General features: G+C 61.2%; 25 protein-coding genes and 2 pseudogenes. 9 read left to right on the top strand and 18 right to left on the bottom strand.

Features of this window, described 5'->3' with window-relative positions:
- Window positions 1–116: 116 nt before the first annotated feature.
- Both F2982_RS10510 and F2982_RS10505 read right to left on the bottom strand, forming a co-directional pair.
- Entirely contained in the window at window positions 117–1,694 is a 1,578-nt protein-coding gene (locus F2982_RS10510) for an alkaline phosphatase D family protein (protein WP_203427777.1), read from the bottom strand.
- A 113-nt stretch (window positions 1,695–1,807) separates the two neighbouring features.
- Window positions 1,808–3,895 carry a M3 family metallopeptidase gene (locus F2982_RS10505; protein WP_203427776.1) on the bottom strand — a complete coding sequence of 696 codons (2,088 nt, stop codon included), beginning with the start codon at window positions 3,893–3,895 and terminating at the stop codon, window positions 1,808–1,810.
- A gap of 210 nt (window positions 3,896–4,105) precedes the next feature.
- Here F2982_RS10505 and F2982_RS10500 point away from each other — a divergent pair, with 210 nt between their 5' ends.
- A complete protein-coding gene (locus F2982_RS10500; protein ID WP_130283249.1) occupies window positions 4,106–4,540 on the top strand; it encodes a hypothetical protein in 435 nt (144 codons plus the stop codon).
- A 4-nt stretch (window positions 4,541–4,544) separates the two neighbouring features.
- Here F2982_RS10500 and F2982_RS10495 read toward each other — a convergent pair whose 3' ends face one another.
- Both F2982_RS10495 and F2982_RS10490 read right to left on the bottom strand, forming a co-directional pair.
- On the bottom strand, window positions 4,545–5,186 hold the full coding sequence (locus F2982_RS10495) for a LysE family translocator (RefSeq protein WP_112718431.1): 642 nt from the start codon (window positions 5,184–5,186) through the stop codon (window positions 4,545–4,547).
- Between the two features lie 119 nt (window positions 5,187–5,305).
- Entirely contained in the window at window positions 5,306–6,529 is a 1,224-nt protein-coding gene (locus tag F2982_RS10490) for an argininosuccinate synthase (protein ID WP_130283245.1), read from the bottom strand.
- A 190-nt stretch (window positions 6,530–6,719) separates the two neighbouring features.
- On the opposite strand from F2982_RS10490, the gene F2982_RS10485 reads away from it, so the two are divergent.
- Together F2982_RS10485 and F2982_RS10480 are read left to right on the top strand one after the other, a co-directional pair.
- Window positions 6,720–7,571 carry an SDR family NAD(P)-dependent oxidoreductase gene (locus F2982_RS10485; protein WP_203427775.1) on the top strand — a complete coding sequence of 284 codons (852 nt, stop codon included), beginning with the start codon at window positions 6,720–6,722 and terminating at the stop codon, window positions 7,569–7,571.
- A 96-nt stretch (window positions 7,572–7,667) separates the two neighbouring features.
- Window positions 7,668–8,309: a LysE family translocator gene (locus F2982_RS10480; protein ID WP_203427774.1), complete on the top strand. Its 642-nt coding sequence runs from the start codon at window positions 7,668–7,670 to the stop codon at window positions 8,307–8,309.
- Here F2982_RS10480 and F2982_RS10475 read toward each other — a convergent pair.
- The 7 genes and pseudogenes from F2982_RS10475 to F2982_RS10445 form a co-directional block, all read right to left on the bottom strand.
- Window positions 8,306–9,553, bottom strand: a complete 1,248-nt coding sequence (locus F2982_RS10475) for an RNA polymerase sigma factor (RefSeq protein WP_203427773.1) — start codon at window positions 9,551–9,553, stop codon at window positions 8,306–8,308. The two genes, F2982_RS10480 and F2982_RS10475, sit on opposite strands and share 4 nt — an antisense overlap.
- Window positions 9,553–9,906, bottom strand: coding sequence for a YciI family protein (locus tag F2982_RS10470; RefSeq protein WP_203427772.1), 354 nt, complete (start codon window positions 9,904–9,906; stop codon window positions 9,553–9,555). The genes F2982_RS10475 and F2982_RS10470 overlap by 1 nt, the downstream gene beginning before the upstream one ends.
- 114 nt (window positions 9,907–10,020) lie before the next feature.
- Window positions 10,021–10,815: an ABC transporter ATP-binding protein gene (locus F2982_RS10465; RefSeq protein ID WP_203427771.1), complete on the bottom strand. Its 795-nt coding sequence runs from the start codon at window positions 10,813–10,815 to the stop codon at window positions 10,021–10,023.
- Window positions 10,812–11,692 (bottom strand): annotated as a pseudogene (locus F2982_RS10460) (ABC transporter permease). The gene F2982_RS10465 and the pseudogene F2982_RS10460 overlap by 4 nt, the downstream one beginning before the upstream one ends.
- 108 nt (window positions 11,693–11,800) lie before the next feature.
- A complete protein-coding gene (locus F2982_RS10455; protein ID WP_203427770.1) occupies window positions 11,801–12,754 on the bottom strand; it encodes an ABC transporter substrate-binding protein in 954 nt (317 codons plus the stop codon).
- A 91-nt stretch (window positions 12,755–12,845) separates the two neighbouring features.
- A complete protein-coding gene (gene rlmN / locus F2982_RS10450; protein WP_203427769.1) occupies window positions 12,846–14,075 on the bottom strand; it encodes a 23S rRNA (adenine(2503)-C(2))-methyltransferase RlmN in 1,230 nt (409 codons plus the stop codon).
- 228 nt (window positions 14,076–14,303) lie between these two features.
- Window positions 14,304–14,822, bottom strand: a complete 519-nt coding sequence (locus F2982_RS10445) for an invasion associated locus B family protein (protein ID WP_112385816.1) — start codon at window positions 14,820–14,822, stop codon at window positions 14,304–14,306.
- 336 nt (window positions 14,823–15,158) lie between these two features.
- Here F2982_RS10445 and F2982_RS10440 point away from each other — a divergent pair, with 336 nt between their 5' ends.
- Complete coding sequence (locus F2982_RS10440) at window positions 15,159–15,719, top strand: sigma-70 family RNA polymerase sigma factor (protein WP_112718411.1); 561 nt, start codon at window positions 15,159–15,161, stop codon at window positions 15,717–15,719.
- 11 nt (window positions 15,720–15,730) lie between these two features.
- On the opposite strand, the gene F2982_RS10435 is transcribed toward F2982_RS10440, so the two are convergent.
- Window positions 15,731–16,120 carry a YkvA family protein gene (locus F2982_RS10435; RefSeq protein WP_130283226.1) on the bottom strand — a complete coding sequence of 130 codons (390 nt, stop codon included), beginning with the start codon at window positions 16,118–16,120 and terminating at the stop codon, window positions 15,731–15,733.
- Between the two features lie 50 nt (window positions 16,121–16,170).
- The gene (locus F2982_RS10430; protein WP_203427768.1) at window positions 16,171–16,479 is read right to left on the bottom strand and encodes a 4a-hydroxytetrahydrobiopterin dehydratase; all 309 of its coding nucleotides are present in this window, start codon (window positions 16,477–16,479) and stop codon (window positions 16,171–16,173) included.
- Window positions 16,480–16,517: 38 nt separating this feature from the next.
- Between F2982_RS10430 and F2982_RS10425 the strand changes: the two genes are divergently transcribed.
- A complete protein-coding gene (locus tag F2982_RS10425; protein WP_203427767.1) occupies window positions 16,518–17,018 on the top strand; it encodes a low molecular weight protein-tyrosine-phosphatase in 501 nt (166 codons plus the stop codon).
- Here the strand turns inward: F2982_RS10425 and thpR are convergent.
- Together thpR and F2982_RS10415 are read right to left on the bottom strand one after the other, a co-directional pair.
- Entirely contained in the window at window positions 16,937–17,518 is a 582-nt protein-coding gene (gene thpR / locus F2982_RS10420; RefSeq protein ID WP_130283220.1) for an RNA 2',3'-cyclic phosphodiesterase, read from the bottom strand. The genes F2982_RS10425 and thpR overlap by 82 nt on opposite strands.
- Before the next feature lie 68 nt (window positions 17,519–17,586).
- Entirely contained in the window at window positions 17,587–18,231 is a 645-nt protein-coding gene (locus tag F2982_RS10415; protein ID WP_112718401.1) for an arylesterase, read from the bottom strand.
- Window positions 18,232–18,284: 53 nt separating this feature from the next.
- On the opposite strand from F2982_RS10415, the gene F2982_RS10410 reads away from it, so the two are divergent.
- The 3 genes and pseudogenes from F2982_RS10410 to F2982_RS10400 all read left to right on the top strand — a co-directional run bounded on the left by F2982_RS10410 (window position 18,285) and on the right by F2982_RS10400 (window position 22,441).
- Window positions 18,285–18,992 carry an ABC transporter ATP-binding protein gene (locus tag F2982_RS10410; protein WP_112718399.1) on the top strand — a complete coding sequence of 236 codons (708 nt, stop codon included), beginning with the start codon at window positions 18,285–18,287 and terminating at the stop codon, window positions 18,990–18,992.
- Window positions 18,989–21,531, top strand: a pseudogene (locus F2982_RS10405) (ABC transporter permease). The gene F2982_RS10410 and the pseudogene F2982_RS10405 overlap by 4 nt, the downstream one beginning before the upstream one ends.
- A 181-nt stretch (window positions 21,532–21,712) precedes the next feature.
- Window positions 21,713–22,441, top strand: coding sequence for a Bax inhibitor-1/YccA family protein (locus F2982_RS10400; RefSeq protein ID WP_112718395.1), 729 nt, complete (start codon window positions 21,713–21,715; stop codon window positions 22,439–22,441).
- A 167-nt stretch (window positions 22,442–22,608) separates the two neighbouring features.
- Here the strand turns inward: F2982_RS10400 and F2982_RS31515 are convergent, their stop codons facing one another.
- The gene (locus F2982_RS31515; protein WP_207225207.1) at window positions 22,609–22,845 is read right to left on the bottom strand and encodes a hypothetical protein; all 237 of its coding nucleotides are present in this window, start codon (window positions 22,843–22,845) and stop codon (window positions 22,609–22,611) included.
- Window positions 22,846–23,114: 269 nt separating this feature from the next.
- Here F2982_RS31515 and F2982_RS10390 point away from each other — a divergent pair, with 269 nt between their 5' ends.
- Entirely contained in the window at window positions 23,115–23,672 is a 558-nt protein-coding gene (locus F2982_RS10390; RefSeq protein WP_112718503.1) for a GNAT family N-acetyltransferase, read from the top strand.
- A 4-nt stretch (window positions 23,673–23,676) separates the two neighbouring features.
- Here F2982_RS10390 and F2982_RS10385 read toward each other — a convergent pair whose 3' ends face one another.
- Entirely contained in the window at window positions 23,677–24,078 is a 402-nt protein-coding gene (locus tag F2982_RS10385; protein WP_203427765.1) for a DUF2794 domain-containing protein, read from the bottom strand.
- 278 nt (window positions 24,079–24,356) lie between these two features.
- The gene (locus tag F2982_RS10380; protein ID WP_112718391.1) at window positions 24,357–25,097 is read right to left on the bottom strand and encodes a thioredoxin family protein; all 741 of its coding nucleotides are present in this window, start codon (window positions 25,095–25,097) and stop codon (window positions 24,357–24,359) included.
- Between the last annotated feature and the right edge of the window lie 28 nt (window positions 25,098–25,125).

Genomic DNA, 25,125 nt, shown 5'->3' with positions numbered 1-25,125 from the left:
AAATCTCTGAGGCTGGGGCGCTACGTCGGAGGGAGGCGCCTATTACGTTTGGCGCGCTCATACAGTGTTTTTCGCGATTGCGAAAGGGGTAAGAGGTCCGAAGCGCCATTCCAAGGTTAACTCGTACGTTGCGGGTCGATCACCGTCCGCCACAATTCGTTGTCGTCGCGGTCCATCAGCCGCACCGTCATCTGCTCGCTTTGCCCATCGATATCGACGACGCCGAAGAACTGCATGCCTGATGATGGCGGCAGGTTGGACTCGATGCCGCCGGGTGCCGCCTTGATGAAGCGCACTTCCGGCCCGAACGTGCCATCGAGCTCCTGAGGCCCGTATGTGCCGGAGTGGAGCGGTCCGGATACGAACTCCCAAAATGGCAGGAAATCCTGGAACTTCGCCTTGCCCGGATCGTAATAATGCGCCGCGGTGTAGTGCACATCCGCGGTGAGCCAGACGATATTGCCGATCGCCGCGTCGCGGATGAAACGCAGCAGATCGGCAAATTCCAACTCGCGGCCGAGCGGCGCGTCATTGTCGCCATTCGAGATGGATTCGCTGCCCCGGCGTTTGCCGTAATCGTCCCAGATCACCAGGCCGATGGGCAGATCGCAGGAAATCACCTTCCATGTCGCTGTCGATCGCGCCAGCTCGCGCTTCAGCCACGCGACCTGCGCCTCGCCGAAAATCCGCGACTGCGGCATCAGTTCTTCATCGAGACCATGCGCGTTGGGTCCGCGATAGGAGCGGAGATCGACGAAGAACACATCGAGCAGCGGGCCATAGGAGACCTTGCGGTAGATGCGGCCGGGCTCCGCGGCGACATAGCGGATCGGCGTCATTTCATGGAAGGCGCGGCTGGCGCGCGCCGCAAGCACAGCGACCGACTTTTCCTTGTAGCGGTCATCGGCGCTGAGATCGGTCGATGGCGACCAGTTGTTGAGAACCTCATGGTCGTCCCATTGATGGAAGACCGGGCAGATCGCATTGAGCGCCGTCACATGCTCGTCAAGCAGATTGTATTTCCACTGGCCACGGAACTCGGGAAGCGTCTGGGCGATCGTCCGCTTTTCCTCGGTGACGATCCGGTTCTTCCAGACCCCGCCGCTGCGGAGCACGATCTCATCGGGGATCGGGTTGTCGGCATAGATGGTATCACCGGAATGGATCATGAAATCCGGCCGGTGATAGGCGATCGTCTGATAGGTCCGCATCCCCTCGTCATCAATGCCCCATCCCTGCCCTGCGGTATCGCCCGACCACACGAAGCGGATATTGCGTCTGGAGACCGGCGCGGTGCGGAACTCGCCTCGAATGGGCTCGGAACGGCTGTTGATGTCCTGCAGATCGGCCGCGACGAAGCGATAGAAGATTTCCTGATCCGGCGGCAGACCGGTCACCAGCAGCTTGCCGGTAAGATCGGTCTCCGGCGTCACGTCGAAGGGCGCGAGCCTGACGGCGTTGGCAAACTTGTCTGTGGTGGAATATTCGATGAACAGCCGCGACGGCCGGTCGACCCGCGTCCAGACGACACCCGAGGCCGCATCGACATCGCCCGATTGCACGCCCGAGGTAAAGACCGGCCGGCTCGACGAGCCGCGGGCGTAATATGGCATTGCCAGGCTTGCCGCCGCAAAGCCGCCGACTGCACCCACCGATGTCAGGAACCGGCGGCGCGTCGTTTCCTTCAAGATCATCCCAAGGCCCTTCAGGAGCGGGATCGAATCGTCCCGCCCCAGCCTTGAGCACCCGTCATGTCAGTCGCTTGAAGACCGCATGACGGTTTGCCGAAACTTCGGCGACAGTTTTGTTACGCGTCGCTGCCGGACAATTCCTTGAAGGTCGAGAGCCCCTTCTTGATCAGCATCGCATCCGGGCTCGGCAACTTGCCGCGGAAGCCTTTGTAGGCATCCTCGGGATCGATCGAGCCGCCGGTCGAATAGATGTTGTCCTTCAGCTTCGCCGCCATCTCGCGATTGAAGGCATCGCCGGTTTCCTCGAAGGCGGAAAATGCATCCGCATCGAGCACTTCCGACCACATGTAGGAATAGTAGCCGGCCGAATAACCGCCCGAGAAGATATGCTGGAAATGCGGCGAGGCATGACGCATGACCAGCGACTTCGGCATGCCGAGCTCGGCAAGCACCTCGGCCTGGACCGCCATCGGATCATCGACCGCATCGCGCGTATGGAATTCCATGTCGACGATCGCCGAGGAGGTGAACTCCACCGTGTTGAAACCGGCATTGAAGGTGCGCGCCGCCAGAACCTTGTCGAGCAGCGCCTGCGGCATCGGCTCGCCCGTTTCGAAATGTACCGCATACTGCTTGAGGATCGCGGGCACCGTCAGCCAGTGCTCGTAAAGCTGCGAGGGGAGCTCGACGAAATCGCGCGAAACACCGGTGCCAGAGACCGACGGATAGGTCACGTTGGAGAGCATGCCATGCAGCGCATGGCCGAATTCGTGGAACAGCGTGCGCGCATCATCGAGCGACAGCAGCGCGGGCTTGCCTTCGGCAGGCTTTGCGAAATTGCAGACATTGTAGATTATCGGCAGTTCGCCCTTGTTGCCGTTCTTCAGCGTCAGCTTGTGCTGCGACTGGAACGAGCTCATCCAGGCGCCCGAGCGCTTCGAGCCGCGGGCAAAGTAATCGCCGAGGAACAGTGCCACCAGCGTGTCGCCGGCATCGCGGATCTCGAACACGCGCACATCCGGATGGTAGGCGGCAATGCCCTTCTTCTCGACGGCGCGGATGCCGAACAGACGGTTCGCAACATCGAAGCAGGCCTCGATGATCTTCTCCAACTGCAGATAGGGCTTGAGCTCGGTCTCAGAGAAATTGAACTTCTGCGCTCGGATCTTCTCGGCGTAGAAGCGCCAGTCCCAGGGCATCACCTCATGGTTCTTGCCATCTTCGGCAATCAGCTTGGCGATATCGGCCTCTTCCTCGCGGGCACGCCCCACAGCCTTCGTCCAGACGGCGCGCAGCAACTCGTCGACGGCTTCAGGCTTCTTCGCCATCGTGTTGTCAAGCTTCAGCTCGGCGAAATTGCCGTAGCCGAGAAGCGCGGCCATTTCCTTGCGAAGCGCCAGCGTTTCCTTGATGATGCCGCGATTATCTGTGGCACCGGCATTCTCGCCACGGGCGGCCCAGGCCTTGAAGGCCTGCTCGCGCAGATCGCGCTTTTCAGAGAAGGTCAGGAACGGTTCGATGATCGAGCGCGACAGCGTGACGGCAAACTTGCCCTCTTCGCCGCGCTCGCGCGCTGCAGCTGCCATTGCATCCTTGAGGAATTCAGGCAGGCCATCAAGATCCCGCCCGTCGGAGAGAAGGAGCGACCAACTCTTCTCGTCGGCGAGCACGTTTTGACCGAAATTGGTGCCGAGGCCGGCCAGCTTCTCGTTGATGCCGGCGAGCTTCTCCTGCTCCGGCTTCGGCAGCTTGGCACCGGACTTGACGAAGCCCTTCCAATGCCGCTCCAACACGCGCGTCTGTTCGAGCGACAGGCCGAGCTCTTCGCGCTTTTCCCAGAGTGCATCGATGCGGGCGAAAAGCGCGGCATTCATGCCGATCTTCGAATAGTGCCGGGACATCTTCGGCGATATCTCCCGCTCCAGCGCCTGGATGACCTCGTTGGTATGCGCACCGGCCCGGTTCCAGAACAATACCGAGACGCGCGAAAGCTCATCGCCGGCAATTTCCAGTGCCACGATGGTGTTCTCGAAAGTCGGCGCATCCGGATTCCCGGCGATCGCATCGATCTCCTTCTCATGAGACGCAAGCGCCGCATCGAAGGCGGCGGCGAAATCGCCGTCATTGAGCGCATCGAAGCGCGGCAGGCCGTGATGCCCGTTCCAGTTGACGAGCGCCGGATTGAATTCTGGTGTGGAAGGCATGCTGAGATCCTTTTACGCAAGGCAGGTGAAAGGCAATATAGGTGACGCATCGCGGCATTGGTATGTTGCTGATCAAATTCGTCTTTTGCCGGTCACCAAAGAATTGATCCACAAGAACTGATAGACGAAAATTAACTAATTGTTAACGATTGCACCGCCGCGGCCCAAAGGCTAGTTTCCTCTTACTCTTTTCGTAAGGGGACATGGGTCATGGAAATATTTTCTATGCGGTCTTCTCAGAGTTTGCTTTTTAAAAACAGCGATAATAACGCAAAGTCTTCGAAGACCTCTGATATTGAATTCGATACTGGCACGTCTGCACAAACCGGCTTCAGGCTGGAGGACGACAAACCTGCAGATAGCCCTGACTTCACATCGGTCAGCCCGGGTGAATTGCGCAGCTATGCGCGCCAGAGCTACGATTCGGGCGCGCTCGATCAGCAGACCTACGCGGCCATCTCCGAACCCTTGCCGATGCACGCTATCGATGCACAGGGCAATATTCTGGATCTGACGGGCGTCACCGACGGCACGGCCTTCAATTTCCGTGACTATTACGACAATCAGCTGCAGATCGCGAAATCGCTCGGCGATTCCAATGGCGCGAAGACGCTGCAGTCGATCGTCGATTTCATCGGAAGCTGATTGATCAGGCCTTCCGCCAGCCGAGCAGGCCAGGCGTCGCATGCCATAGGGCCTGGACTGCAAAGCCCATGAACAGCACGCCCGAGCAACGGACGATCAGGCGCTCATGGGCGCGATAGAACCGGCGCACCGCACCGGCACCGATGATCGTCACCAAGATGATGTCGGCAGTGACAAAGCCGACGAAGGACACACAGAGCATCAGCGGCAGGGCGGCGAAATCCAGCGCGCCAGACGAACCCGCGACAAGCGCGGTGAACGTCGCCAGCGCGACCGGATAACCCTTCGGGTTGGTGACGCCAAAAATCAGGCCGCGCCGGAACGGACGCTCGACCACGACAAGCGCCTGACCGTCGGCCTTGGGCTTGGCGCTGACGGCGCTCCAGCCGATCCAGGCAAGATAGAAGCCGCAGAGCAGGCCGAGAAGATCAAAGACGAAGGTGCCGATGATCTTCGCGCCGACGATGGCGATCAGCGCCAGGGCAGACCAGATCGTGTCGCCGACCAGATGGCCCATCAGGAAAAACGCGCCTGCCTTGCGTCCCTGCCCGGCACCGATGCCGAGCAGCTGCAGGAAGGCCGGACCAGGGATGAGCACATAGAAAAGGGCTGCCAGAAAGGCGCCGAGAAGTAGCGACTGCGTCATGGAATGCTCCGCGGATGGTGTGCGCAGACTATGCCAAAGCGCAATGCCGTCAAGGGCCCGGCGCGCCAACGAAAAAGGCCCGCACAAGGCGGGCCTTTCGAAAAGCGGTAGAGCTGCAATCAGCCCTTCAAATTGCGCTTGCCGAGCGTGCGCAGACGCAGCGCATTGAGCTTGATGAAGCCGGCGGCGTCCTTCTGGTCATAAGCGCCCTGGTCGTCCTCGAAGGTGACCAGCTTGTCGGAATAGAGCGACTTGTCGCTCTCGCGGCCGATGACCATGACATTGCCCTTGTAGAGCTTCAGCGTCACTTCGCCCTCGACATGCTCCTGACTCTTGTCAATCAGGGCCTGCAGCATTTCGCGCTCCGGCGAGAACCAGAAGCCGTAATAGATCAGCTCGGCGTAGCGCGGCATGATCTCGTCCTTGAGATGCGCAGCGCCGCGGTCGAGGGTGATCGACTCGATCGCGCGGTGCGCAGCCAGCAGGATCGTACCACCGGGCGTTTCATAGACGCCGCGCGACTTCATGCCGACATAGCGGTTTTCGACGAGGTCGAGACGGCCGATGCCGTTGTCGCGGCCATAGTTGTTGAGCGCGGCGAGCAGGGTCGCCGGCGACATGGCAACGCCGTTGATCGAGACGGCGTCGCCCTTCTTGAAGCCGACCTTGATGACGGTCGCCTTGTCAGGAGCGGCTTCCGGCGAGATCGTGCGCATATGCACGTATTCAGGCGCTTCCTGAGCCGGATCTTCCAGAACCTTGCCCTCGGACGAAGAATGCAGCAGGTTGGCGTCGACGGAGAACGGCGCTTCGCCCTTCTTGTCCTTGGCAACCGGGATTTGGTGCTGCTCGGCAAATGCCAGAAGATCGGTACGGCTCTTGAACGACCAGTCGCGCCAGGGAGCGATGATCTTGATGTCGGGGTTCAGCGCATAGGCGGAGAGTTCGAAACGAACCTGGTCATTGCCCTTGCCGGTGGCGCCATGGGCGATCGCATCGGCGCCGGTCTTGCGGGCAATGTCGATCAGGTGCTTTGAGATCAGCGGACGGGCGATCGACGTGCCAAGTAGATAGACGCCTTCATAGACGGCATTGGCGCGGAACATCGGGAAGACGAAGTCCTTCACGAATTCTTCGCGGACGTCCTCGATATAGATTTCCTTGATGCCGAGCATCTCGGCCTTCTTGCGCGCCGGCTCCAGCTCTTCGCCCTGGCCAAGATCGGCCGTGAAGGTCACGACTTCGGCGCCGAGCTCGGTCTGCAGCCACTTCAGGATGATCGAGGTGTCGAGGCCGCCCGAATAGGCAAGCACGACTTTCTTCACGTCTTTCTTAGATGCCATGATGATGAGGTCCGTTGCATATGGGCGGCGGCATACCCGCAAAGCCCGTTGTCGCGGGCACTTTTAGCGAGATTGTCACACGACGCAAGGGCAAGCAGCGCCGCTCGGGTGTCGCGGATAGTGTTTGACAGGAAGAAATACACCCCCATATCTGCCTGCGTCCAGACACCGCCCGAGGAGGAGCTATCCCGTGGCCAATATTCAAGAGATTTTCAAGAAGTCGAATGTCGCCGTGATTACCGGCGGCGCCTCCGGTATCGGGCTGGCGGCCGCAAAGCATTTTGCCAAGGCGGGCATGAGCGTCGTGATCGCCGATCTCGGCCAGGAAAAACTGGCCAAGGCGCGTGCCGAGCTTGAAGCCATCGCCGGTGAGGAACATGTGCTTGCCGCGGAGACCGACGTTTCCGACAAGGCGGCTCTTGAAGCCTTGGAGCGGGCTGTCATCCAGCGCTTCGGCCGCGTCCACGTGCTGATGAACAATGCCGGTATCGGGCCTGAAACCTCGATCTTCAGCGCCGACGCCGGCTGGGACAACATCCTGGGCGTCAACATGATGGGCGTCATCAATGGCACCCGCGCTTTCGGCGCTGCCATGACCAAGCACGGCGAACCCGGCCTGATCATCAACACCGGCTCCAAGCAGGGCATTACCACGCCGCCCGGCAATCCGGCCTACAACGTCTCGAAAGCCGCCGTGAAGGTCTTCACCGAAGCGCTGGAACACGAGCTGCGCAACACCGAAGGTTCGCAGATCTCGGCTCACCTCCTGATCCCCGGCTTCGTCTTCACGGGTCTCACCAAAGGCGACCGCGCCGAAAAGCCGGCTGCGGCCTGGACGCCGGAACAGACGGTCGATTTCATGGTCGAGAGCCTTGAGAAGGGCGACTTCTACATCCTCTGCCCGGACAATGATGTTGCCCGCCCGGTAGACGAGCGCCGCATGGCCTGGGCGATCGGCGATATCATCGAGAACCGCCCGCCACTGTCGCGCTGGCACAAGGATTATGCCGACAAGTTCAAGGCCTATCTCGAAGGCAAGTAAGCCGAAGCGATCGGCCGCATCAGAAGGTTTGATTGGTAATTTCCTGAAAGCCGGGTAAGAGAAAGGCAATTCCCTTTCCGGCTTTCAGAGTGTGCCATGGACTTCCTTCCGACCCTGCCGACGCTTCTTGCCTTTTCCGCTGCGAGCCTGCTTCTGGCGGCAACGCCGGGGCCTGACATGACGCTCTCGATCAGCCGCGCGCTGTCGCAGGGCAAGAAGCCGGCGCTCTACGTCGTCCTCGGCACCAGCCTCGGCATCGTCGTTCACACCATGCTCGTCGCCTTCGGCATCTCGGCGCTGATCACCGCCTCGCCCACCGCCTTCCTCATCCTCAAGACCGGTGGCGCCGCCTATCTGCTGTGGCTTGCTGTCCAGGCGATCCGTTTTGGCTCAAAGCTGACCGTCGGCAAGGTCGATGAAGCCAAGGGCACACCGCTTTCCAACATCTCCAGCGGCTTTTGGGTGAACCTGCTGAACCCGAAGGTCATCATCTTCTTCATGACCTTCCTGCCGCAGTTCGTCACCGCCGGCGACCCGGCAGTAACCCATAAGCTGCTGTTCCTCGGTTTCTTCTTCATCCTGATCGGAATGCCGGTGAACGCGCTCGTCGTGCTCGCCTCCGACGGACTGGCGACATGGCTGCAGAACAACAGGAAAGTCCTGCGCGGCATGGACTATACCTTCGCCGGCGTCTTCTCGATCTTCGCCGTGAAGATCTTCATGACGCAGGGCCGCTAGGCGATCTCGCTCAGCCGCTGTTTCAGGAACAGCTTTTCCGCATCCGACTGCGAGAGCTCGATGGCCCTCGCATAAGCAAGCCTCGCTTGGTCGATCTGGCCATCGCGCGCTAAAAGATCCGCCTGTACGGCATGGAAGGGCTGATATTGCACCAGCGCCATGGCGATCGGCTTCAGGCGCCCGAGCGCGGCACCCGCCCCCTCGACATAGGAAAGCGCGACGATCCGGTTCAGTTCATAGACCGGGTTATCGGCGGTGCGGGCCAGCTCACCATAAAGCAGGGCGATCTGCCGCCAATCCGTGTCTGCGAAACTCCGCGCCTCCGCATGCACGGCGATAACCGCCGCCTGTAGCTGATAGGGTCCCGGACAGCCCCGCTTGAGCGCCCGCTCGATCAACGCAACACCCTCGTCTATGACCGCGCGATCCCACAAGCTGCGATCCTGCATTTCGAGCGTGAGTATCCCGCCACCCTCACCGATCCGCGCCGCACGCCGGGCATGGTGCAGGAGCATCAGCGATAGCAGCCCCTCGATCTCCGGCTCATCCGGCCGCAGCGCCGTCAGCAGCCGCCCGAGGCGGATTGCCTCGTCGCAGAGATCGGCGCGGATATGGTTGCCGCTGCCGGAGGCATAGCCTTCATTGAAGATCAGATAGACGACGGCGAGCACGCTTTCGAGCCGCGCTGGCCAGCCATCCGGTCCCGGCACCTCATAGGCTATACCCGCCTTGGCGATCTTGTCGCGAGCGCGCACCAGCCGCTGCGCCATCGCATCGTGCCGGTCGAGGAAGGCATCGGCGATCTCTTCGGTCTTCAGCCCGCAGACGGAGCGCAGGGTCAGCGCCACGCAGGTCTTCCGATCGATCGCCGGATGGCAGCAGGCAAAGATCAGCTTCAATCGCTCGTCGCCGATCGGATCGGCCTCATCCAAGACCGGGGACGCATTTTCGAGCTCGATCAGATGGGCAATCTCCACCGACTTCTGCCGGAAATTGGCCGAGCGCCGCAGCCGGTCGATCGCCTTGCGGCGGGCCACCTGCACCAGCCAGGCATTCGGCGAGGCCGGCAGGCCGTTCCGGTTCCAGTGGATGAGCGCGGATTCCAGCGCATCCTGTAAACTGTCCTCGGCCAGCTGGAAATCCCGCAGCGAGCCCACCAGGCTGGAGAGGAGACGGCCACCGTCGCGCCGGGCGATCCTGTCGATCGCTTCGGCAATCGGGGCGGCGGCCGGAACCTCGCTCATCAGCGGTCGAAGACCATGATCGGCCGCACCTCGACGCAGCCCATCGCCGCATGCGGGATCATCGCCGCATACTTGATGGCGTCATCGAGATTGTCGCAGTCGAAGATGTAGAAGCCGCCGAGCTGCTCCTTGGTGTCGGCGAAGGGACCGTCCATGGTCTCGGTCCTGCCGTTGCGCACCCTGACGGTGGTCGCGGTCGTTACCGGCTGCAGCGCATCGCCGGCGACCCAGATGCCATCGCTCTTGTAGGTCTCGGTCGCCGTCGCATAGCCGCTCATCATCTTGCCGAATTCCGGAGAATCCGGCGGCGTGCGGGTGCTCGGGTCCATGTAGATCAGCGCCATGTATTTCATCGTCCGTCTCCTGAGATCTCCATCGCTCCATTGCGATGGTGACGGATAACGAACGCGATGCAAGCGGATCGACATCGCCGCAGAAATATTTCTCGGAAGACGCTGACGCCGCGATCAGCCGATCAGCAGCGCATCATCGTCGAGCGTCTGGCCGCGCATCTTGCGGAACATCGCGATCAGATCCTCGACCTGGAGATCCTTGCGGCTATCGCCGCTGACATCCAGCACGATCTCGCCGCCATGCAGCATGATCGTGCGATGGCCGTAGTCGAGCGCCTGGCGCATCGAATGCGTCACCATCAGCGTCGTCAGCTTGCGCTCGGAGACGATCTTATCGGTCAGCCCCATGACGAATTCCGCCATGCCGGGGTCGAGTGCTGCCGTATGCTCGTCGAGCAACAGCACCTCGGAACCGGCAAGCGTCGCCATGACGAGCGAGACCGCCTGACGCTGGCCGCCCGAAAGCAGGTCCATGCGGTCGGCCATACGGTTCTCGAGCCCGAGATTGAGCTCGCTGATGCGCTCCCGAAAATGTTCGCGGCGGCGCGGACCGAGTGCCGCAACGAGACCGCGGCGCTCACCGCGACGGGCGGCAAGAGCGAGGTTCTCTTCGATCGAAAGCGAACCGCAGCTACCGGTCAGCGGATCCTGGAAGACGCGGGCAACGAGACCGGCGCGCGCCGCCGTCTGCTTGCGCGTCACATCCGTGGTGCCGATCACCACCTTGCCTTCGCTCGCCAGCACGTCGCCAGCGAGCACGCCGAGCAGCGTCGACTTGCCGGCGCCGTTGGAGCCGATGACGGTGACGAACGAACCCTGCTCGATCGTCAGGCTGACGCCGTTCAGCGCCTTCTTTTCGAGCGGCGTCCCCTTGCCGAAGACGACCCTGATATCCTTGACGCTGATCACGATGCGGCTCCTCCACGGCGAAGACGGGGAGGATGAGCGCGAAGGTCACGAGAACCGCCGTCACGAAATTGAGGTCGGACGCCTGCAGACCGATGAAATCGGTCGATAGCGCCAGCTGGATGGCGATGCGGTAGAGGATCGAGCCGAGCACACAGCCGATCAGCGCGATCAGCAGACCGCGCCGTCCGAGCAGCGTCTCGCCGATGATGACGGCCGCAAGACCGACGACGATGGTGCCGACACCGGAGGTGACATCAGCGAAGCCGTTGGTCTGCGCGAAAAGCGCACCGCCAAAGGCAACAAGCGCATTAGAGATCGCCATGCCGAGATAGATCTGCCGATTGGTATCGACACCCTGGGCGCGGGCCATGCGGGCATTGGCGCCCGTCGCGCGCATTGCCAGTCCCGCATCGCTCTCAAGGAAGCGCCAGACGACGATGACGGCGACCATGACAAGCACGCCGACGAAGAGCGGCCGGACGTAGAAATCGCGAAGTCCATGGCCGAAGAACGGGCTGATCATCGTATCGGCATTGATCAGCGCGACATTCGGCTTGCCCATGACGCGCAGATTGACCGAGAACAGCGCGATCATCGTCAGGATCGAGGCGAGTAGATTGAGGATCTTGAAACGGACGTTCAGCAGCGCCGTGACCATGCCGGCGGCCGAACCCGCAATCATCGCCACCAAGGCGGCAAGCCAGGGATTGACGCCGGCGGTAATCAGCACTGCGGTTACCGCCGCGCCAAGCGGGAACGAGCCATCGACCGTCAGGTCCGGGAAATCGAGAACGCGAAACGCGAGGTAGACACCGAGCGCGACGAAAGCATAGACCAGCCCCAGTTCCACCGCTCCCCAAAATGCAATCTGACTCAAGGCCCCGCCTTTCTTTGTGCCCGTGTTTCCTCGGGTCTTAAAATATCAAACCGCCCCCGTTTAGAAACAGGGGCGGCTTAACGCAATATCAGATGCGTGGAATAAGCGTTACTCGACGACACGGTTGGCGCGCTTCAGCACGCTTTCCGGCAGCGTCACGCCCATCTTTTCCGCGGCCTTCTTGTTGACGACGAGGTCGCTGCCGGCAGCAACCTTCACCGCGATATCGCCGGGGTTCTCACCCTTCAGGATGCGAACGACGATATCGCCGGTCTGCTTGCCGACGTCGTAGTAGTTGAAGCCGAGGGCCGCGATCGAACCGCGATTGACGGAATCCGTGTCGGCGGTGAACAGCGGCAGCTTCGCTTCTTCGGCAACGGCAACCGCGCCTTCGAGAGCCGAGATGATCGTGTTGTCGGTCGGAACGTAGATGACGTCGGCACGGCCGACGAGCGCACGGGCGGCACCCTGAACTTCAGCGGACTTGGTCGCAGCCGACTCGACAACCGTCAGACCGGCCTTCTCGGCTTCCGTCTTCAGAACGGCGAGCAGCGAAACGGAATTGGCTTCGCCCGAATTGTAGAGATAGCCGATCGACTTCACGTTCGGCAGGATTTCCTTGATGAGCGCGATATGCTCGGCAACCGGCGACATGTCCGAGAGGCCGGTGACGTTGCCGCCGGGCTTGTCCATGTTCTTGACGAGCTGTGCGCCGAGCGGATCGGAAACGGCGGTGAAGACGACGGGAATGTCGCGCGTCGCGGAAACCACGGCCTGAGCCGACGGCGTGGAGATCGGAACGATGACGCTCGGATCCTCACCAGCGAACTGGCGGGCGATCTGCGCGGCCGTTGCCGGGTTGCCCTGCGCGGATTCGAAGAGGAACTTGAGGTTCTCGCCTTCCTTGTAGCCGGCGGCAGCCAGCGTGTCCTGAACGCCCTTGCGCACGGCATCGAGCGCCGGATGTTCGACGATCGCCGTCACGGCAACGGTCACGTCTGCAGCCTTGGCAGGCAGGGTAAGGGCAAGGGTCGCCGCAACGGCGAGCAAGATCGAACGCATTTTGTCCTCCATCAAATGATCAAGGCGCTTCTAGAAAAAGAGAAGCGCCCGATCAATCGCAAAGAACTGTTACAAGGATCAAACTTGCTGATCAGTCATCCGCGCCGTGATTGGCGATCATCATTGCCTCGAAGGCGAGACGCTCTGTCTTGCGCATGCGCTCGGATTCCGATTTCAGCTGACCGCAGGCGGCGAGAATGTCACGGCCACGCGGGGTGCGGATCGGCGAGGCATAGCCGGCCGAATTGATGAAGTCAGCAAACTTCTCGATCTGCGCCCAGTCGGAACACTGGTAGTTCGTACCTGGCCACGGATTGAACGGTATCAGGTTGATCTTGGCCGGCACGCCCTTCAGAAGCTGGATCAGCCCCTTGGCATCCTCCAGGCTATCATTGACGTCCTTCAGCATCACATATTCGAAGGTGATGCGGCGGGCATTCGACAGACCCGGATACTTCCGGCAGGCGTCGATCAGTTCCTTCAGCGGATACTTCTTGTTGATCGGCACGAGGATGTCGCGCAGGTCGTCGCGGACCGCATGCAGCGAGATCGCCAGCATGACGCCGATCTCATCGCCGGTGCGGAAGATCTCAGGCACGACGCCGGATGTGGACAGCGTGACGCGGCGCTTTGAGAGCGACAGGCCGTCGCCGTCGGTAGCGATCAGCAGCGCCTGCTTGACGGCATCGAAATTGTAGAGCGGCTCGCCCATGCCCATCATGACGATGTTGGAGACCTTGCGGCCTTCGGCCGGCATGATCGTGCCCTGCGGCGCTTCGCGGTCCGGGAAGTCGCCCAGCCGGTCGCGCGCCAGCAGCAGCTGCGACAGAATTTCCTCAGCCGTCAGGTTGCGCACCAGGCGCTGCGTGCCGGTGTGACAGAAGGAACAGGTGAGCGTGCAGCCGACCTGACTGGAAATGCAGAGCGTGCCGCGCCCCTCTTCGGGAATGTAGACGGCCTCGATCTCGACGGGGCGGCCGGCGCCACGCGGCGGAAAGCGCAGCAGCCACTTGCGGGTACCGTCGTTGGAAACCTGCTCTTCGACGATCTCCGGACGCGCGATGGTGAAATGCTGCTTCAGCGTCTCGCGCATATCCTTGGAGATATTCGCCATGTGATCGAAATCGGAGACACCGCGCACATAGATCCAGTTCCACAACTGGCTAACGCGCATCTTGATCTGCTTTTCCGGCACGCCCTTTTCGCGCAGCGCCTCGGCCATCTGTTCGCGCGAAAGGCCGATCAGCGAGGGCTTCTCATCGCCGATCGGAGCGCGCGGCGCCTGCGGCTTGGTAACGGCCATAGCATCCATGACGGACATAGTTCTTCGATCCCGAAATCAAAACTGGACGCGTCCCGGAAAGCCGGAAGACTTGGCGGGCGGCATCGGCAGTTCGCAGAAAGTTGAATGCGGAGCTGCGATCAAGGCCGCATTCGTTCCGCTGTTGCGCCGGGCTTTATCATCATTTTCCCCGCACGTCACTATAGATGGAAACGGCAAAGGCCGGCGCAAGGCCGGCCTTTGAATTCTAAGAGGAAGCGGAGAAGCTTACTTGCAGCTTTCGATCTGCTTCAGCGCGGCCGAAATGCCCGACAGCGAATAGGCGTAGGAGGTACCGGTGCCCTTGCGGGAAACGGCGGTAACCGTCATCGAGTGCCCGCCCTTCATGGCGGCGACCAGCGCCGGCTCCTGAGCGGCATTCTCGACCCAGCCAGCCTTGTCCTTGGTGAACATGACGAAGGTCTTGTTGTCGATGACAACATTGATCTTGGAGTTTTCCTTGACCGTGTAGCCCATCATCGCCTGCGGCTCGTAGGAGATGTTCTGGCCCGGGCGCTGCGACACGATGAAGAAGTTGTCGCCGTGATCGACGCTTGCCGGCTGCTTCGTCGTCGGAACGGACAGAACGTAGCAAACGGTGCTGTTACCCTGCTTGTAGGAATAAGCGCCCCAAGCCTGGAACTGCTGGATGCGGGTCGGCGCCGAAGCTCCGCCCTGCTGTGCTCCTGCGACTCCGGCCGTGATGAGAACGAGAGCGAGAGCGGGTGCGATACTTTTTACAAACATTGATTTCCTGCCGGTTCTTGCGATTCAGCGCCCGTTCGAGCGGGCTGCGCTTTCGTCACGATCTGCTTTATTTTGACTTAATTCAGGTTACCAAAGCGTCAACGGAGACCGTGATATGTCTCCACCTGTGTCATTTAGGCCCGAGTGTCAACGTTCGGCTTGGTGCGGATGCCTGTGTGATGTCCTTGCATTGATGACGGCGCGTCATCCCTTCGAGGGCAATTTAAGACATAAAGATTCAGGCAAGAGTTTGACCTTTCGAAAATCCGTTGTACCTCATTAAGGTATTGGAAATCCGTCGAAGAATTGCCTGAGCCAGGGGGCCCGTAACCGGACATGGATGCTGAGGAAAAACAGCGTTTCGCTGCCCTCGCAAAAGCAGTCGCAGAACGGCGCGATCAGCAGGCCTTCTCCGTCCTGTTCGATTATTTCGCGCCGAGGCTGAAATCCTGGCTGCTACGTCAGCGCATGCCTGCAACCGAAGCCGAAGAGCTGGTTCAGGAAGTGATGATCGTGCTCTGGCACAAGGCCGATCTCTATGATCCCGCGCGCTCGTCGCTTTCGACCTGGCTCTTCCGCATCGCCAGAAACCGCCGCATCGACCTGCAGCGCCGCGCCCGTGCGCGGGTTCTCGACGAGGACGATCCGACGCTGCAGCCGCCCGCCGAGATCGGCGCCGACGAGGCCGTCGCCAACGATGACCGCGATGCGCATGTGCGCGCCGCCGTCAGCCAATTGCCGGAGGAACAGCGCGAAATGCTGAAGGCCGCCTTCTTCCTGGGGCAGTCGCATTCGGAGATCGCCGAAGCCACAGGACTTCCGCTCGGCACAGTGAAGTCGCGCATCAGGCTCGCCTTCGGCAAGCTCAAGAAGGTTCTGGAGGCGCAGACCGCCTAGGCGCGACCGGCCTAGATCGTCTTCATGCCCTCGGGCTGGTCCGCAAGCGCCCGATCAGCCGCTTCGTAATGCTTCGGCTTCATATGGCCGCTGACCATGGCAAAGGCCGCCGACAAGACGGCGACGTCGTCGGAAAAGCCGATGACCGCGAAGACATCGGGGATCAGGTCGAAGGGCAGGACGAAATAGGCGAGCGCAGCAAGCAGGATGCCGCGCACGCGCGTCGGCGTCTGCGGGTCGAGCGCGCAGTAGAAAGCGGCAACGACGTCGCGCGAGAACGGGATCTGCCGGACGGCCCGCTTGAAGGTCGGCCAGAACTTCTTGCGCACGGCTTTCTCCCGGCGGCTCTGGGTTTCCTCATCGCCGGGCAGCAGGATCTCACCATATTTGACGTCGTCCATTCCGATCTCCTCAAAAGGCATGCGCTGATATGGGGATTGAACACGCCGATTCAATTGTTCGTGTTCGAACCCGCCGCCTTGTCCATCGCCTTGGCGAGCTTGAAGTCCAGCTCGGTAAGTCCGCCCGCATCATGCGTGTTCAGTTTCACCTCCACCTTGGAATAGACATTGAACCATTCCGGATGGTGGTTAAGCTTCTCCGCCGTCAGCGCCGCCTTCGTCATGAAGCCGAAAGCCTCGACGAAACTCGCGAACTTGAAAGTCTTTGAGATCGATTGTCCGTCATCGGCAAGCGCCCAGCCGCTCACACCAGCAAGCTGCTCGTCGATCGCCCGGCGTTCCAGTTTCTCCATCTTCATGTCATGGTTCTCCCATCGTTTTTCAGAACAGGCTTTTCATGAAACGCGTCAGCATCCTGTTTGTTTGCATGGGCAATATCTGCCGGTCGCCACTTGCGGAAGGTATCTTTCGCCATGTCGCGGCCGAAAGCGGGCTTGCCGAAATCGTCTCGATCGATTCAGCCGGCATCGGCGGCTGGCATGAAGGCGATCAGCCCGACCCTCGCTCGATCGCAACGGCGGGAAGCCACGGCATCGACATTACCGGCCAGAGGGCGCGCCGCATCCGCTCGTCGGATTTTGCAGCATTCGACCTGATTGTCGCAATGGATCGCAGCAACGTGGCGGAGCTGAGGCGCAAGGCGCCGGATGCCAGAAACATCCACCTGTTCGGAGACATCGCGCTCGGCACCGGCGAAGACATTCCGGACCCCTATTACGGCGGCCCGGAAGGTTTCGAAGCGGTCTATGCCAGGCTTCACACCGGCTGCATGAAGCTCGCAGGCATGCTCGGCGCCGAAAGCGCTTCGTGGAGCGGGAACACTTCCTCGGTCAGGTAAGGACCGCCGCCGACCGATTCCCGCGATGACAGCAATACGAAGCGGGGTACGGTGAAGGCCGAGGTCTGGAAATTGCCGCGGCCCGAGAGGTAGTGCACCACATCGTCAACCCGCGACGACTTGAGGCGGGCGAGCGTGACATGCGGGGTAAACTTGCGGGGATCCGGCGGCAGGCCGATGCGCTGGCAGATCCGTTCGATTTCGGCCTGAAGCGCATACATCTCCGGCGATGGCGTGACACCGGCCCAGACCGAATGCGGCTTCTTGGAACCAAAGGCCCCGATGCCATCAAGCCTGATCTGGAATTCGGGCCTGTCGATTCGATCGAGCCGGTCGACGATCTCGTCTGCCGTGCGGCCATCGACATCGCCTATGAAGCGAAGCGTGATGTGGTAGTTCTCCACATCGATCCATCTGGCACCGGGAAGACCACCGCGCAGCAAAGAGAGGCTCATCGCCGCATTGCGCGGAATTTCGAGGGCGGTAAATAGTCTCGGCATAACGAGCACTCCCCGAATCTTTTGCAGGTGCTAACACGGAATCACGCATTGGTGAGCCGCGCAAGCCCCTATTTCTTCACAGTAGAAATCGTCCGGATGAAATTTGTGACAGCCGGCTCCATCTTCTGGACCATGACATCTACACCCTTCGAATTGGGATGCATCCCATCCTCCAGCTTCAGGCTGGCATCCATGACGACGCCGTCGAGAAAGAAGGCGTAGAGCGGAACCTGATGTTTTTGCGCCAGTTTCTCGTAGATCGGATTGAAGCGCGCCGCATAGTCCGCACCCATGTTCGGCGGCGCCATCATGCCGGCAAGCAGTACCGGAATGCCCCGCTCCTTTAGCCGGGTAATCATGGCGTCGAGATTCTTCTCGGTTTCTTCGGGCGGAATTCCCCGCAGCGCATCATTGGCGCCGAGTTCGAGAATCACACCATTCGTGCCGTCGGGAACCGACCAGTCGATTCGCGCCAGACCGCCCGTCGACGTGTCGCCGGAAACCCCTGCATTTGTGATCGCAACGTCTTCGCCCTTGGCCTTAAGCGCCGCCTGCAGCTTTTCCGGAAAGCCGTCGCCGGGTGGCAGCTGGTAGCCCGCCATCAGACTGTCGCCGAAGCCGACGAGATTGAGCGTCGCCGCCTGAGCCATGGAACTTGCGAGCAGAGAGCCTGCAATGACAGCGATGTGAAGCAGGCCAACTTTAAATCTCATTCCGCTTTCCCTAAATTGTCGAAGTCTTTAAGATTTATATAGGGCTATTTTCTTTGGCAAAAACCATCATCGAGCTGAAGCACGCGGATTTGACCTTGGGCAATGCCGCCGCATCCGTGCATGTGCTAAAGGGCATCGACCTGACAATCGCCGCCGGCGAATCGGTCGGCATCGTCGGCCCCTCCGGATCCGGCAAGTCGACGCTGCTGATGGTGCTGGCTGGTCTTGAAAGGCTCGATAGCGGTGAGATCCACATCAACGAAACGCCGCTCCACGCGATGAGCGAGGATCAGGTCGCCGATTTCCGCGGCCGCAATATCGGCATCGTCTTCCAGTCCTTCCATCTGATCGCCAACATGACGGCACTCGAAAACGTCGCCGTTCCCCTCGAGCTCGCGAATGTTCCGAACCCCTTCGAGATCGCCCAGCGCGAGCTGCGCTCCGTCGGCCTCGGCGAACGCCTCAACCACTATCCCGGTCAGCTCTCCGGTGGAGAACAGCAGCGTGTCGCCATTGCCCGCGCTCTCGCCCCATCGCCTGCCCTGCTGATCGCCGACGAACCGACCGGCAATCTCGATACCGATACCGGCCGCCAGATCGCCGACCTGCTGTTCTCCAAACAGACCGAGCGCGGCATGACGCTGCTGCTCGTCACCCACGACAATGCGCTCGCGAACCGCTGCTCGCGGCAGATCCGCGTGCGCTCCGGCAAGATCGAAGGCGACAGCGCCGTCCGCCAGTCTGCGGCAGCCATCGCATGACGCTGATCACCCCGCGCGCTTCGCTCGCCTTCCGCCTTGCCCTTCGCGAACTGCGCGGCGGCCTCAGAGGCTTCTACATATTCCTCGCCTGTATCGCGCTCGGCACCGGCGCCATTGCCGCCGTCAATTCGGTCTCGACCTCGATCACCGATACGATCGCCTCACAGGGGCAGGAACTGCTGGCCGGCGACGTGCGCTTCGAGCTGAACAATCGCGAGGCAACGCAGGACGAGATGAATTTCCTGCGCGGCCTCGGCAAGGTCTCGACCTCCACCGGCCTGCGCTCCATGGCACGCAAGCCCGACGGTACCGATCAGGCACTGGTCGAGGTCAAGGCCGTCGACGACGCCTATCCGCTGTACGGCACCTTCCAGTCCGAACCGGACTATCCGCTTGCCGCGCTGCTCTCCACCCAGAGCGGCACCTACGGCGCCGTCGCCGCCCCGCTGCTACTTGAGCGTCTCGGGCTGTCGATCGGTGACGAAATCCTGCTCGGCAATGCGACGCTCAACATAACAGGCACCGTGAAGACCGAGCCGGACGCCCTCTCTGAAGGCTTCGGCTTTGCCCCGCGCCTGATCGTCAGCCGCGAGGCGCTGCAGGCATCCGGCCTGATCCAGACCGGCAGCCTTGTCGAACATGCCTACAAGATCAAGCTCGATGATCCCCGAGAAATCGGCACCGTCCGCGATCGCGCCGCCAAGGAATTCCCCTCCGCCGGCTGGTCGATCCGCACCAGCGACCGCGCAGCCCCTCGCTCACCGAAAACATCACCCGCTTCTCGCAGTTCCTGACGCTGGTCGGTCTGACCGCGCTGATCGTCGGCGGCGTCGGCGTTGCCAATGCGGTGCGTGCCTTCCTCGATTCCAAGCGCACGACAATCGCCACGTTCAAGTGCCTGGGTGCACCTGCCTCGGTCGTCGTGCTGATCTATCTCTTCCAGATCGCCATCATCGCCTTCGCCGGCATCCTGATCGGCCTCGTCCTGGGCGCCATATCGCCCGTCATCGCCGCGCAGTTCCTGGCGCAGTTCCTGCCGGTCTCCACCGAGCCGGCGCTCTACCCGGGCGCCTTGCTGCTCGCCACGCTCTTCGGCATCCTGACGACGCTCGCCTTCGCCATCCTGCCGCTCGGCCATGCCCGCGAGGTTCCGGCAACGGCACTGTTCCGCGAGCAGGGCTTCGAAGCCCGCAAGCTCCCCTCCTGGCCCTATATCCTGCTCGCCGCCCTCTTCATGGCCGCGCTCGCGGGCCTGGCGATCGTCACCGCCTATGACCGCTTCATCGCCGTCGTCTTCGTCGGCGCCATCATCTTCGCCTTCGTCATTCTGCGCGTCGTCGCGGCTGTCATCGCCTGGCTTGCGAAGCGCAGTCCGCGCGTTAATTCCCCGGCGCTGCGCCTCGCAATCGGCAATATCCACCGCCCCGGCGCCCTGACCCCCTCGGTCGTCCTCTCGCTCGGCCTCGGCCTCGCTCTGCTGGTGACCCTGACGTTGATCGACGGCAATCTGCGCCAGCAGCTGACCGGACGGATGGCCGAAGGAGCGCCGAACTTCTTCTTCGTCGATATCCAGAGCGCCCAGGTCGAAGACTTCCGCAGTCTCGTCAGAGAGCAGGCGCCGGAAGGCAAGCTCGTCGAAGTGCCGATGCTGCGCGGCCGGATCCTCGCCTTTAACGGCGAGGACGTCACCAAGCGCAAGGTGCCGCCCGCCGGCCAATGGGTGCTGCGCGGCGACCGCGGCATCACCTACTCCGAAAACATGCCGGAAAATGCCTCGCTGACCGAAGGCAGCTGGTGGCCGAAGGATTACAGCGGCGAACCGCAGGTCTCCTTCTCCGCCGAAGAGGCGGGAGAGCTCGGCCTCAAGGTCGGCGATACCGTCACCGTCAACGTGCTGGGCCGCAACATAACCGCGCGCATCGCCAACCTGCGCAAGGTCGAATGGGAGTCGCTGTCGATCAACTTCGTGATGGTCTTCTCGCCCAACACCTTCCGCGGCGCCCCGCATGCCTGGCTCGCCACACTGACCGATCCGTCCGCCACACCGGCCGAGGAAGCGGCGCTCCTGAAGACCGTCACCAACACCTATCCGACGATCACCAGCGTCCGCGTGAAGGACGCGCTCGATATCGTCAACGAGCTGGTCGGCCAGCTTGCGACCGCCATCCGCGCCGCAGCCTCCGTCGCCCTGATCGCCTCGATCCTCGTCCTCGCGGGTGCCCTCGCCGCCGGAAACAGGGCGCGCACGCATGATGCCGTCGTCTTGAAGACGCTAGGTGCCACCCGCTCCATGCTGATCCGCGCCTTCAGCTACGAATATCTCATCCTCGGCGTCGCTACCGCGATCTTCGCGCTGCTTGCCGGCGGAACGGCCGCGTGGTTCGTCGTCAGCCTCATCATGAAGCTGCCCTCGGCCTTCCTGCCGGATGTCGCCGGGCTGACGCTGGTGACGGCACTTGTGCTGACCGTCGGTATCGGCCTGATCGGCACATGGCGCATTCTCGGCCAGAAGGCAGCACCCGTTCTGCGCGAGCTCTAGAATGAGCGTTTGACGAAATAGCTTCACCTTACGGCGATTTAACCCCGCCGCTGGTTGCAAGGGCCTTGTTTGCTAGGGGCGAAAGCCTCATATTGTCTGCAGGCATGCTGGAGCTCCGCAGCGGCGCCCGGGTCGTAAAGCCCGACACCGTATTCACATCGGAGCTTGTATAGAGGAAACAATGGCTGACCTTCGTAACTACCAAAGCCGGGCACAGACTGGCGAGATGATCGACCAGGGGCTGCGCTCCTATATGCTCAAGGTCTACAACCTGATGGCGCTGGGTCTGGCGATCACGGGTGTTGCGGCCTATCTCGGCTTCAATTTCGCGGTCCAGGACAATCAGCTGACGCAGTTCGGCGTACTGCTTTTCCAGTCGCCGCTTCGCTGGGTCGTGATCCTTGCTCCGTTGGCTGCGGTCTTCTTCCTGAGCTTCCGGATTAACCGCATGAGCGTTGCCGCCGCGCAGACGACCTTCTGGGTCTATGCCGCGCTGGTCGGCCTGTCGCTCTCGTCGATCTTCCTGGTCTACACGCAGTCGAGCATCACGCAGACCTTCTTCGTGACAGCCGCTTCGTTTGGCGCCCTGTCGCTCTACGGCTACACGACCAAGCGTGATCTCTCGGCCATGGGCTCGTTCCTGATCATGGGTCTCTTCGGCCTGATCATCGCGTCGATCGTGAACATCTTCCTGGGCTCGTCTGCCCTCCAGTTCGCGATCTCGGTGATCGGCGTCCTGATCTTCGCAGGCCTCACGGCCTACGATACCCAGCGCATCAAGGAACTGTACTATGAAGCAGACGGTGCTGAAGTCATGGGCCGCAAGGCGATCATGGGCGCCCTGACGCTCTACCTCGACTTCATCAACCTGTTCATGTTCCTTCTGCAGTTCATGGGTAACCGCAAGTAACACGGAACGACTGCCGGCGAGGGCAACCTCGACCGGATCAAAGACACAAGCCGCCTGCAGCAGAGATGTTACGGGCGGTTTTATTTTGCGGAATGAGGATGCGGCGCTTCGCGTGGCGCATCATGACGATCGACATGCGGCCGGCATACGAAAGCCGGCCCTTTGTCTCAGAGCTTGCGCGCCGCCAGACGCCGCCGATCGAGCGCAACATGGTCGGAGCCGCGCTTCGTCAGACGGAATTGCCGCTTCTGGAATTCTCCGCGAATCTCGATAAAGCCCTTCTCCTCGGCCTCGTTCAAGGTCTTCAGGCTGGTGCCCTCGGGAGGAGACTGCCAATCGATGCCGACGGCGGCATGCAGCAAAACCAGGATCTTGATAATTGCGTTTCTCCATGGCTGACGCATGCGGCGACTGTGCCGCCTGAGGCAACGGGCCCGTTCAGCGAATGCCGTTCTCTAGAAGCTCCGGCGGCTTCGGTCAACTCGCTGGCTCTGCTGCCGGGCTCGATGTCACCCTACGCCGTGCCAAAACCAGAGCGGAACGACGGCAACAACGGCCGCAAGCATGATCAGTCTGAATGCACCGGCCCCGATACCCCATTCGCTTTTCCTGTTGCCAAATCTCGCGGCGAATGGTTTTCAGCCTGAACCACACTCCAGACATCGGCCGCCGAATGACCGTTAACCTCCGCGATATCTCCACCTCCGACCTCGACGCCATCACCGCGATCTACCGTGAATCCGTACTGTCGGGCGTCGCCAGCTACGAGATAGCACCGCCGGAGCGCCAGGAGATGGCAACCCGCCTCTCCGCCATAACCGGCCAGGGCTACCCCTATATTGCCGCCGTTGACGAAAACGGCGAGCTTCTGGGCTATGCCTATGCGTCGGCGTTCCGCACGCGGCCGGCCTATAGATGGATGGTCGAGGATTCGATCTATCTTGCCCCCGCCGCCCGTGGAAAGGGCGTCGGCAAGGCGCTGCTGGCGGAACTGATATCACGCTGCACCGCGCTCGGCTTCCGGCAAATGGTGGCCGTCATCGGCGGCGCCCATCCAGCCTCGATCGCGCTGCATCGTTCATCGGGTTTCGAGGAAACCGGCCTGCTGAAGGGCACCGGCTACAAGCACGGCCGCTGGCTAGACACGATGCTGATGCAGCGTGTGCTCGGCGAGGGCAAGGATACAGACCCGGATCTCTCTGCTTATCCAGGCAGCCTCTACAAGGGCTGAGCGCCTATTTGTCGACGAGCTTCAGCACCTTGTCGAAAACCTTCAACACCTGCGGCAGCTCGTGGCCACGCTTCAGGATCATGCCGTTGGTATTCACCACGGAATAGGCGCCCTGCTTGTTGGCAAGCTTGGGATCTTTCTCGATGGTGAAGAGGGGCATTTCGCCGGAGCGCTTGAAGACGGAGAACACCGCCTTGTCCTTCATGTGGTCGATGGCGTAGTCTTTCCACTCGCCCTCGCCGACCATGCGGCCGTAAATCCACAGGATTGCGTCCAGCTCTCGCCGGTGAAACGTCACCGGCAACGGATCCTTGCTCTGCTTGTATTCTTTAAGATCGACGACGACTGAGGAACTATTGTCGGCGGAACGGTGATCGCCATGCCGCAAATCCGGCTGATCTGTCATCAGTCTCCCTGTGCCTCCGCTTGTGACAGGAGAGTGACAGTTTGCCCGAGCCGCGCCAAATTGCAAGTGCGGCCAGTCATCACATTAATCATATGCTATGCAATCTCCTGAGCGCCGCAATTCAGTCAAAACAGCGCCTCATTTGCAGGGGAAATTCCGCTCACCGATTTGGCGCCAGCGCGCCAAAGGGCCCGGCTGAGCGTATCGACCTTAACCCCAGCCCCGAATACGATCAGCCGGGCCGCCCCGTTTTCCATCTGCCGGAGCAGATGAAACACTCAGATATTCTTGCCCGCCATGATGACGGTTGCGCCCAGGATCGCGGCCGGGTCACCATCAGCCGTAGCAGCCTGCAGCAGAATTGCACAGCCCTCGAGGTCGGCCTTCTGGAGCACCGTTGCAGGTAAGGTCAGGCTTGTTGCCTTTCCGTCCCACATGCCCACGGTTTCAATGTCGCTGACGCTGTTGATGTAGGAAATCTTCTGGCCGCTGTTCTCGCCCTTTTCGACGTCGATGGTCTTTTCCTTGTCGAAATAGACCATGACGACACTGGCCTTGCCCTGCCCGGCGCCGATCTTGATCTCCAGCTCGTCGCCGCGCATCTGCGCATCGACGGGCACGGAGAGACCCTTGCCCTCCGTGGAGAAGCCATTGATCTTACCGTTGATCGCCGAGATGTCGGATCCTGCCATATGGTCGCGGCCATTGACCACCACCTGCGGCGTATAGACGTTGCTGCGGCCGAGCATCCGGGCATAGCCATACTGCCGGTCGGTATTCTGCTTGGAGCTCAGCGTGTCGGTCCAGCCGAGATAATTCCAGTAATCGACGTGATAAGCGAGCGCGATGACGTCGCCCTGGCCGACGATCTTGCGGAATGCCGCATCAGCCGGCGGACAGGAGCCGCAGCCCTGGGAGGTAAAGAGTTCGACGACGCCTTTCGGCTTGCCGTCTTCGGCATGAAGCGGTGCCGCGAGCACCAGACCGGCAATCATCGAAATCAAAAAACGCGGCGACATTGCAACCTCTTTTCCAGAACATGCGGCG

The organism is Rhizobium sp. BG4, assembly GCF_016864575.1.
GTDB lineage: Bacteria > Pseudomonadota > Alphaproteobacteria > Rhizobiales > Rhizobiaceae > Rhizobium.
The sequence above is the reverse complement of the archived record's forward strand: the minus strand, read 5'-3'. Positions and strand labels throughout refer to the sequence as shown.

Bases quoted from the DNA above. Each gene is read 5' to 3' on its own strand.
- F2982_RS10510 (WP_203427777.1), bottom strand. From the start codon at position 1,694: ATGATCTTGAAGGAAACGACGCGCCGCCGGTTCCTGACATCGGTGGGT.
- F2982_RS10505 (WP_203427776.1), bottom strand. From the start codon at position 3,895: ATGCCTTCCACACCAGAATTCAATCCGGCGCTCGTCAACTGGAACGGG.
- F2982_RS10500 (WP_130283249.1), top strand. From the start codon at position 4,106: ATGGAAATATTTTCTATGCGGTCTTCTCAGAGTTTGCTTTTTAAAAAC.
- F2982_RS10495 (WP_112718431.1), bottom strand. From the start codon at position 5,186: ATGACGCAGTCGCTACTTCTCGGCGCCTTTCTGGCAGCCCTTTTCTAT.
- F2982_RS10490 (WP_130283245.1), bottom strand. From the start codon at position 6,529: ATGGCATCTAAGAAAGACGTGAAGAAAGTCGTGCTTGCCTATTCGGGC.
- F2982_RS10480 (WP_203427774.1), top strand. From the start codon at position 7,668: ATGGACTTCCTTCCGACCCTGCCGACGCTTCTTGCCTTTTCCGCTGCG.
- F2982_RS10475 (WP_203427773.1), bottom strand. From the start codon at position 9,553: ATGAGCGAGGTTCCGGCCGCCGCCCCGATTGCCGAAGCGATCGACAGG.
- F2982_RS10470 (WP_203427772.1), bottom strand. From the start codon at position 9,906: ATGAAATACATGGCGCTGATCTACATGGACCCGAGCACCCGCACGCCG.
- F2982_RS10455 (WP_203427770.1), bottom strand. From the start codon at position 12,754: ATGCGTTCGATCTTGCTCGCCGTTGCGGCGACCCTTGCCCTTACCCTG.
- rlmN (WP_203427769.1), bottom strand. From the start codon at position 14,075: ATGTCCGTCATGGATGCTATGGCCGTTACCAAGCCGCAGGCGCCGCGC.
- F2982_RS10445 (WP_112385816.1), bottom strand. From the start codon at position 14,822: ATGTTTGTAAAAAGTATCGCACCCGCTCTCGCTCTCGTTCTCATCACG.
- F2982_RS10440 (WP_112718411.1), top strand. From the start codon at position 15,159: ATGGATGCTGAGGAAAAACAGCGTTTCGCTGCCCTCGCAAAAGCAGTC.
- F2982_RS10435 (WP_130283226.1), bottom strand. From the start codon at position 16,120: ATGGACGACGTCAAATATGGTGAGATCCTGCTGCCCGGCGATGAGGAA.
- F2982_RS10430 (WP_203427768.1), bottom strand. From the start codon at position 16,479: ATGAAGATGGAGAAACTGGAACGCCGGGCGATCGACGAGCAGCTTGCT.
- F2982_RS10425 (WP_203427767.1), top strand. From the start codon at position 16,518: ATGAAACGCGTCAGCATCCTGTTTGTTTGCATGGGCAATATCTGCCGG.
- thpR (WP_130283220.1), bottom strand. From the start codon at position 17,518: ATGCCGAGACTATTTACCGCCCTCGAAATTCCGCGCAATGCGGCGATG.
- F2982_RS10415 (WP_112718401.1), bottom strand. From the start codon at position 18,231: ATGAGATTTAAAGTTGGCCTGCTTCACATCGCTGTCATTGCAGGCTCT.
- F2982_RS10400 (WP_112718395.1), top strand. From the start codon at position 21,713: ATGGCTGACCTTCGTAACTACCAAAGCCGGGCACAGACTGGCGAGATG.
- F2982_RS31515 (WP_207225207.1), bottom strand. From the start codon at position 22,845: ATGCGTCAGCCATGGAGAAACGCAATTATCAAGATCCTGGTTTTGCTG.
- F2982_RS10390 (WP_112718503.1), top strand. From the start codon at position 23,115: ATGACCGTTAACCTCCGCGATATCTCCACCTCCGACCTCGACGCCATC.
- F2982_RS10385 (WP_203427765.1), bottom strand. From the start codon at position 24,078: ATGACAGATCAGCCGGATTTGCGGCATGGCGATCACCGTTCCGCCGAC.
- F2982_RS10380 (WP_112718391.1), bottom strand. From the start codon at position 25,097: ATGTCGCCGCGTTTTTTGATTTCGATGATTGCCGGTCTGGTGCTCGCG.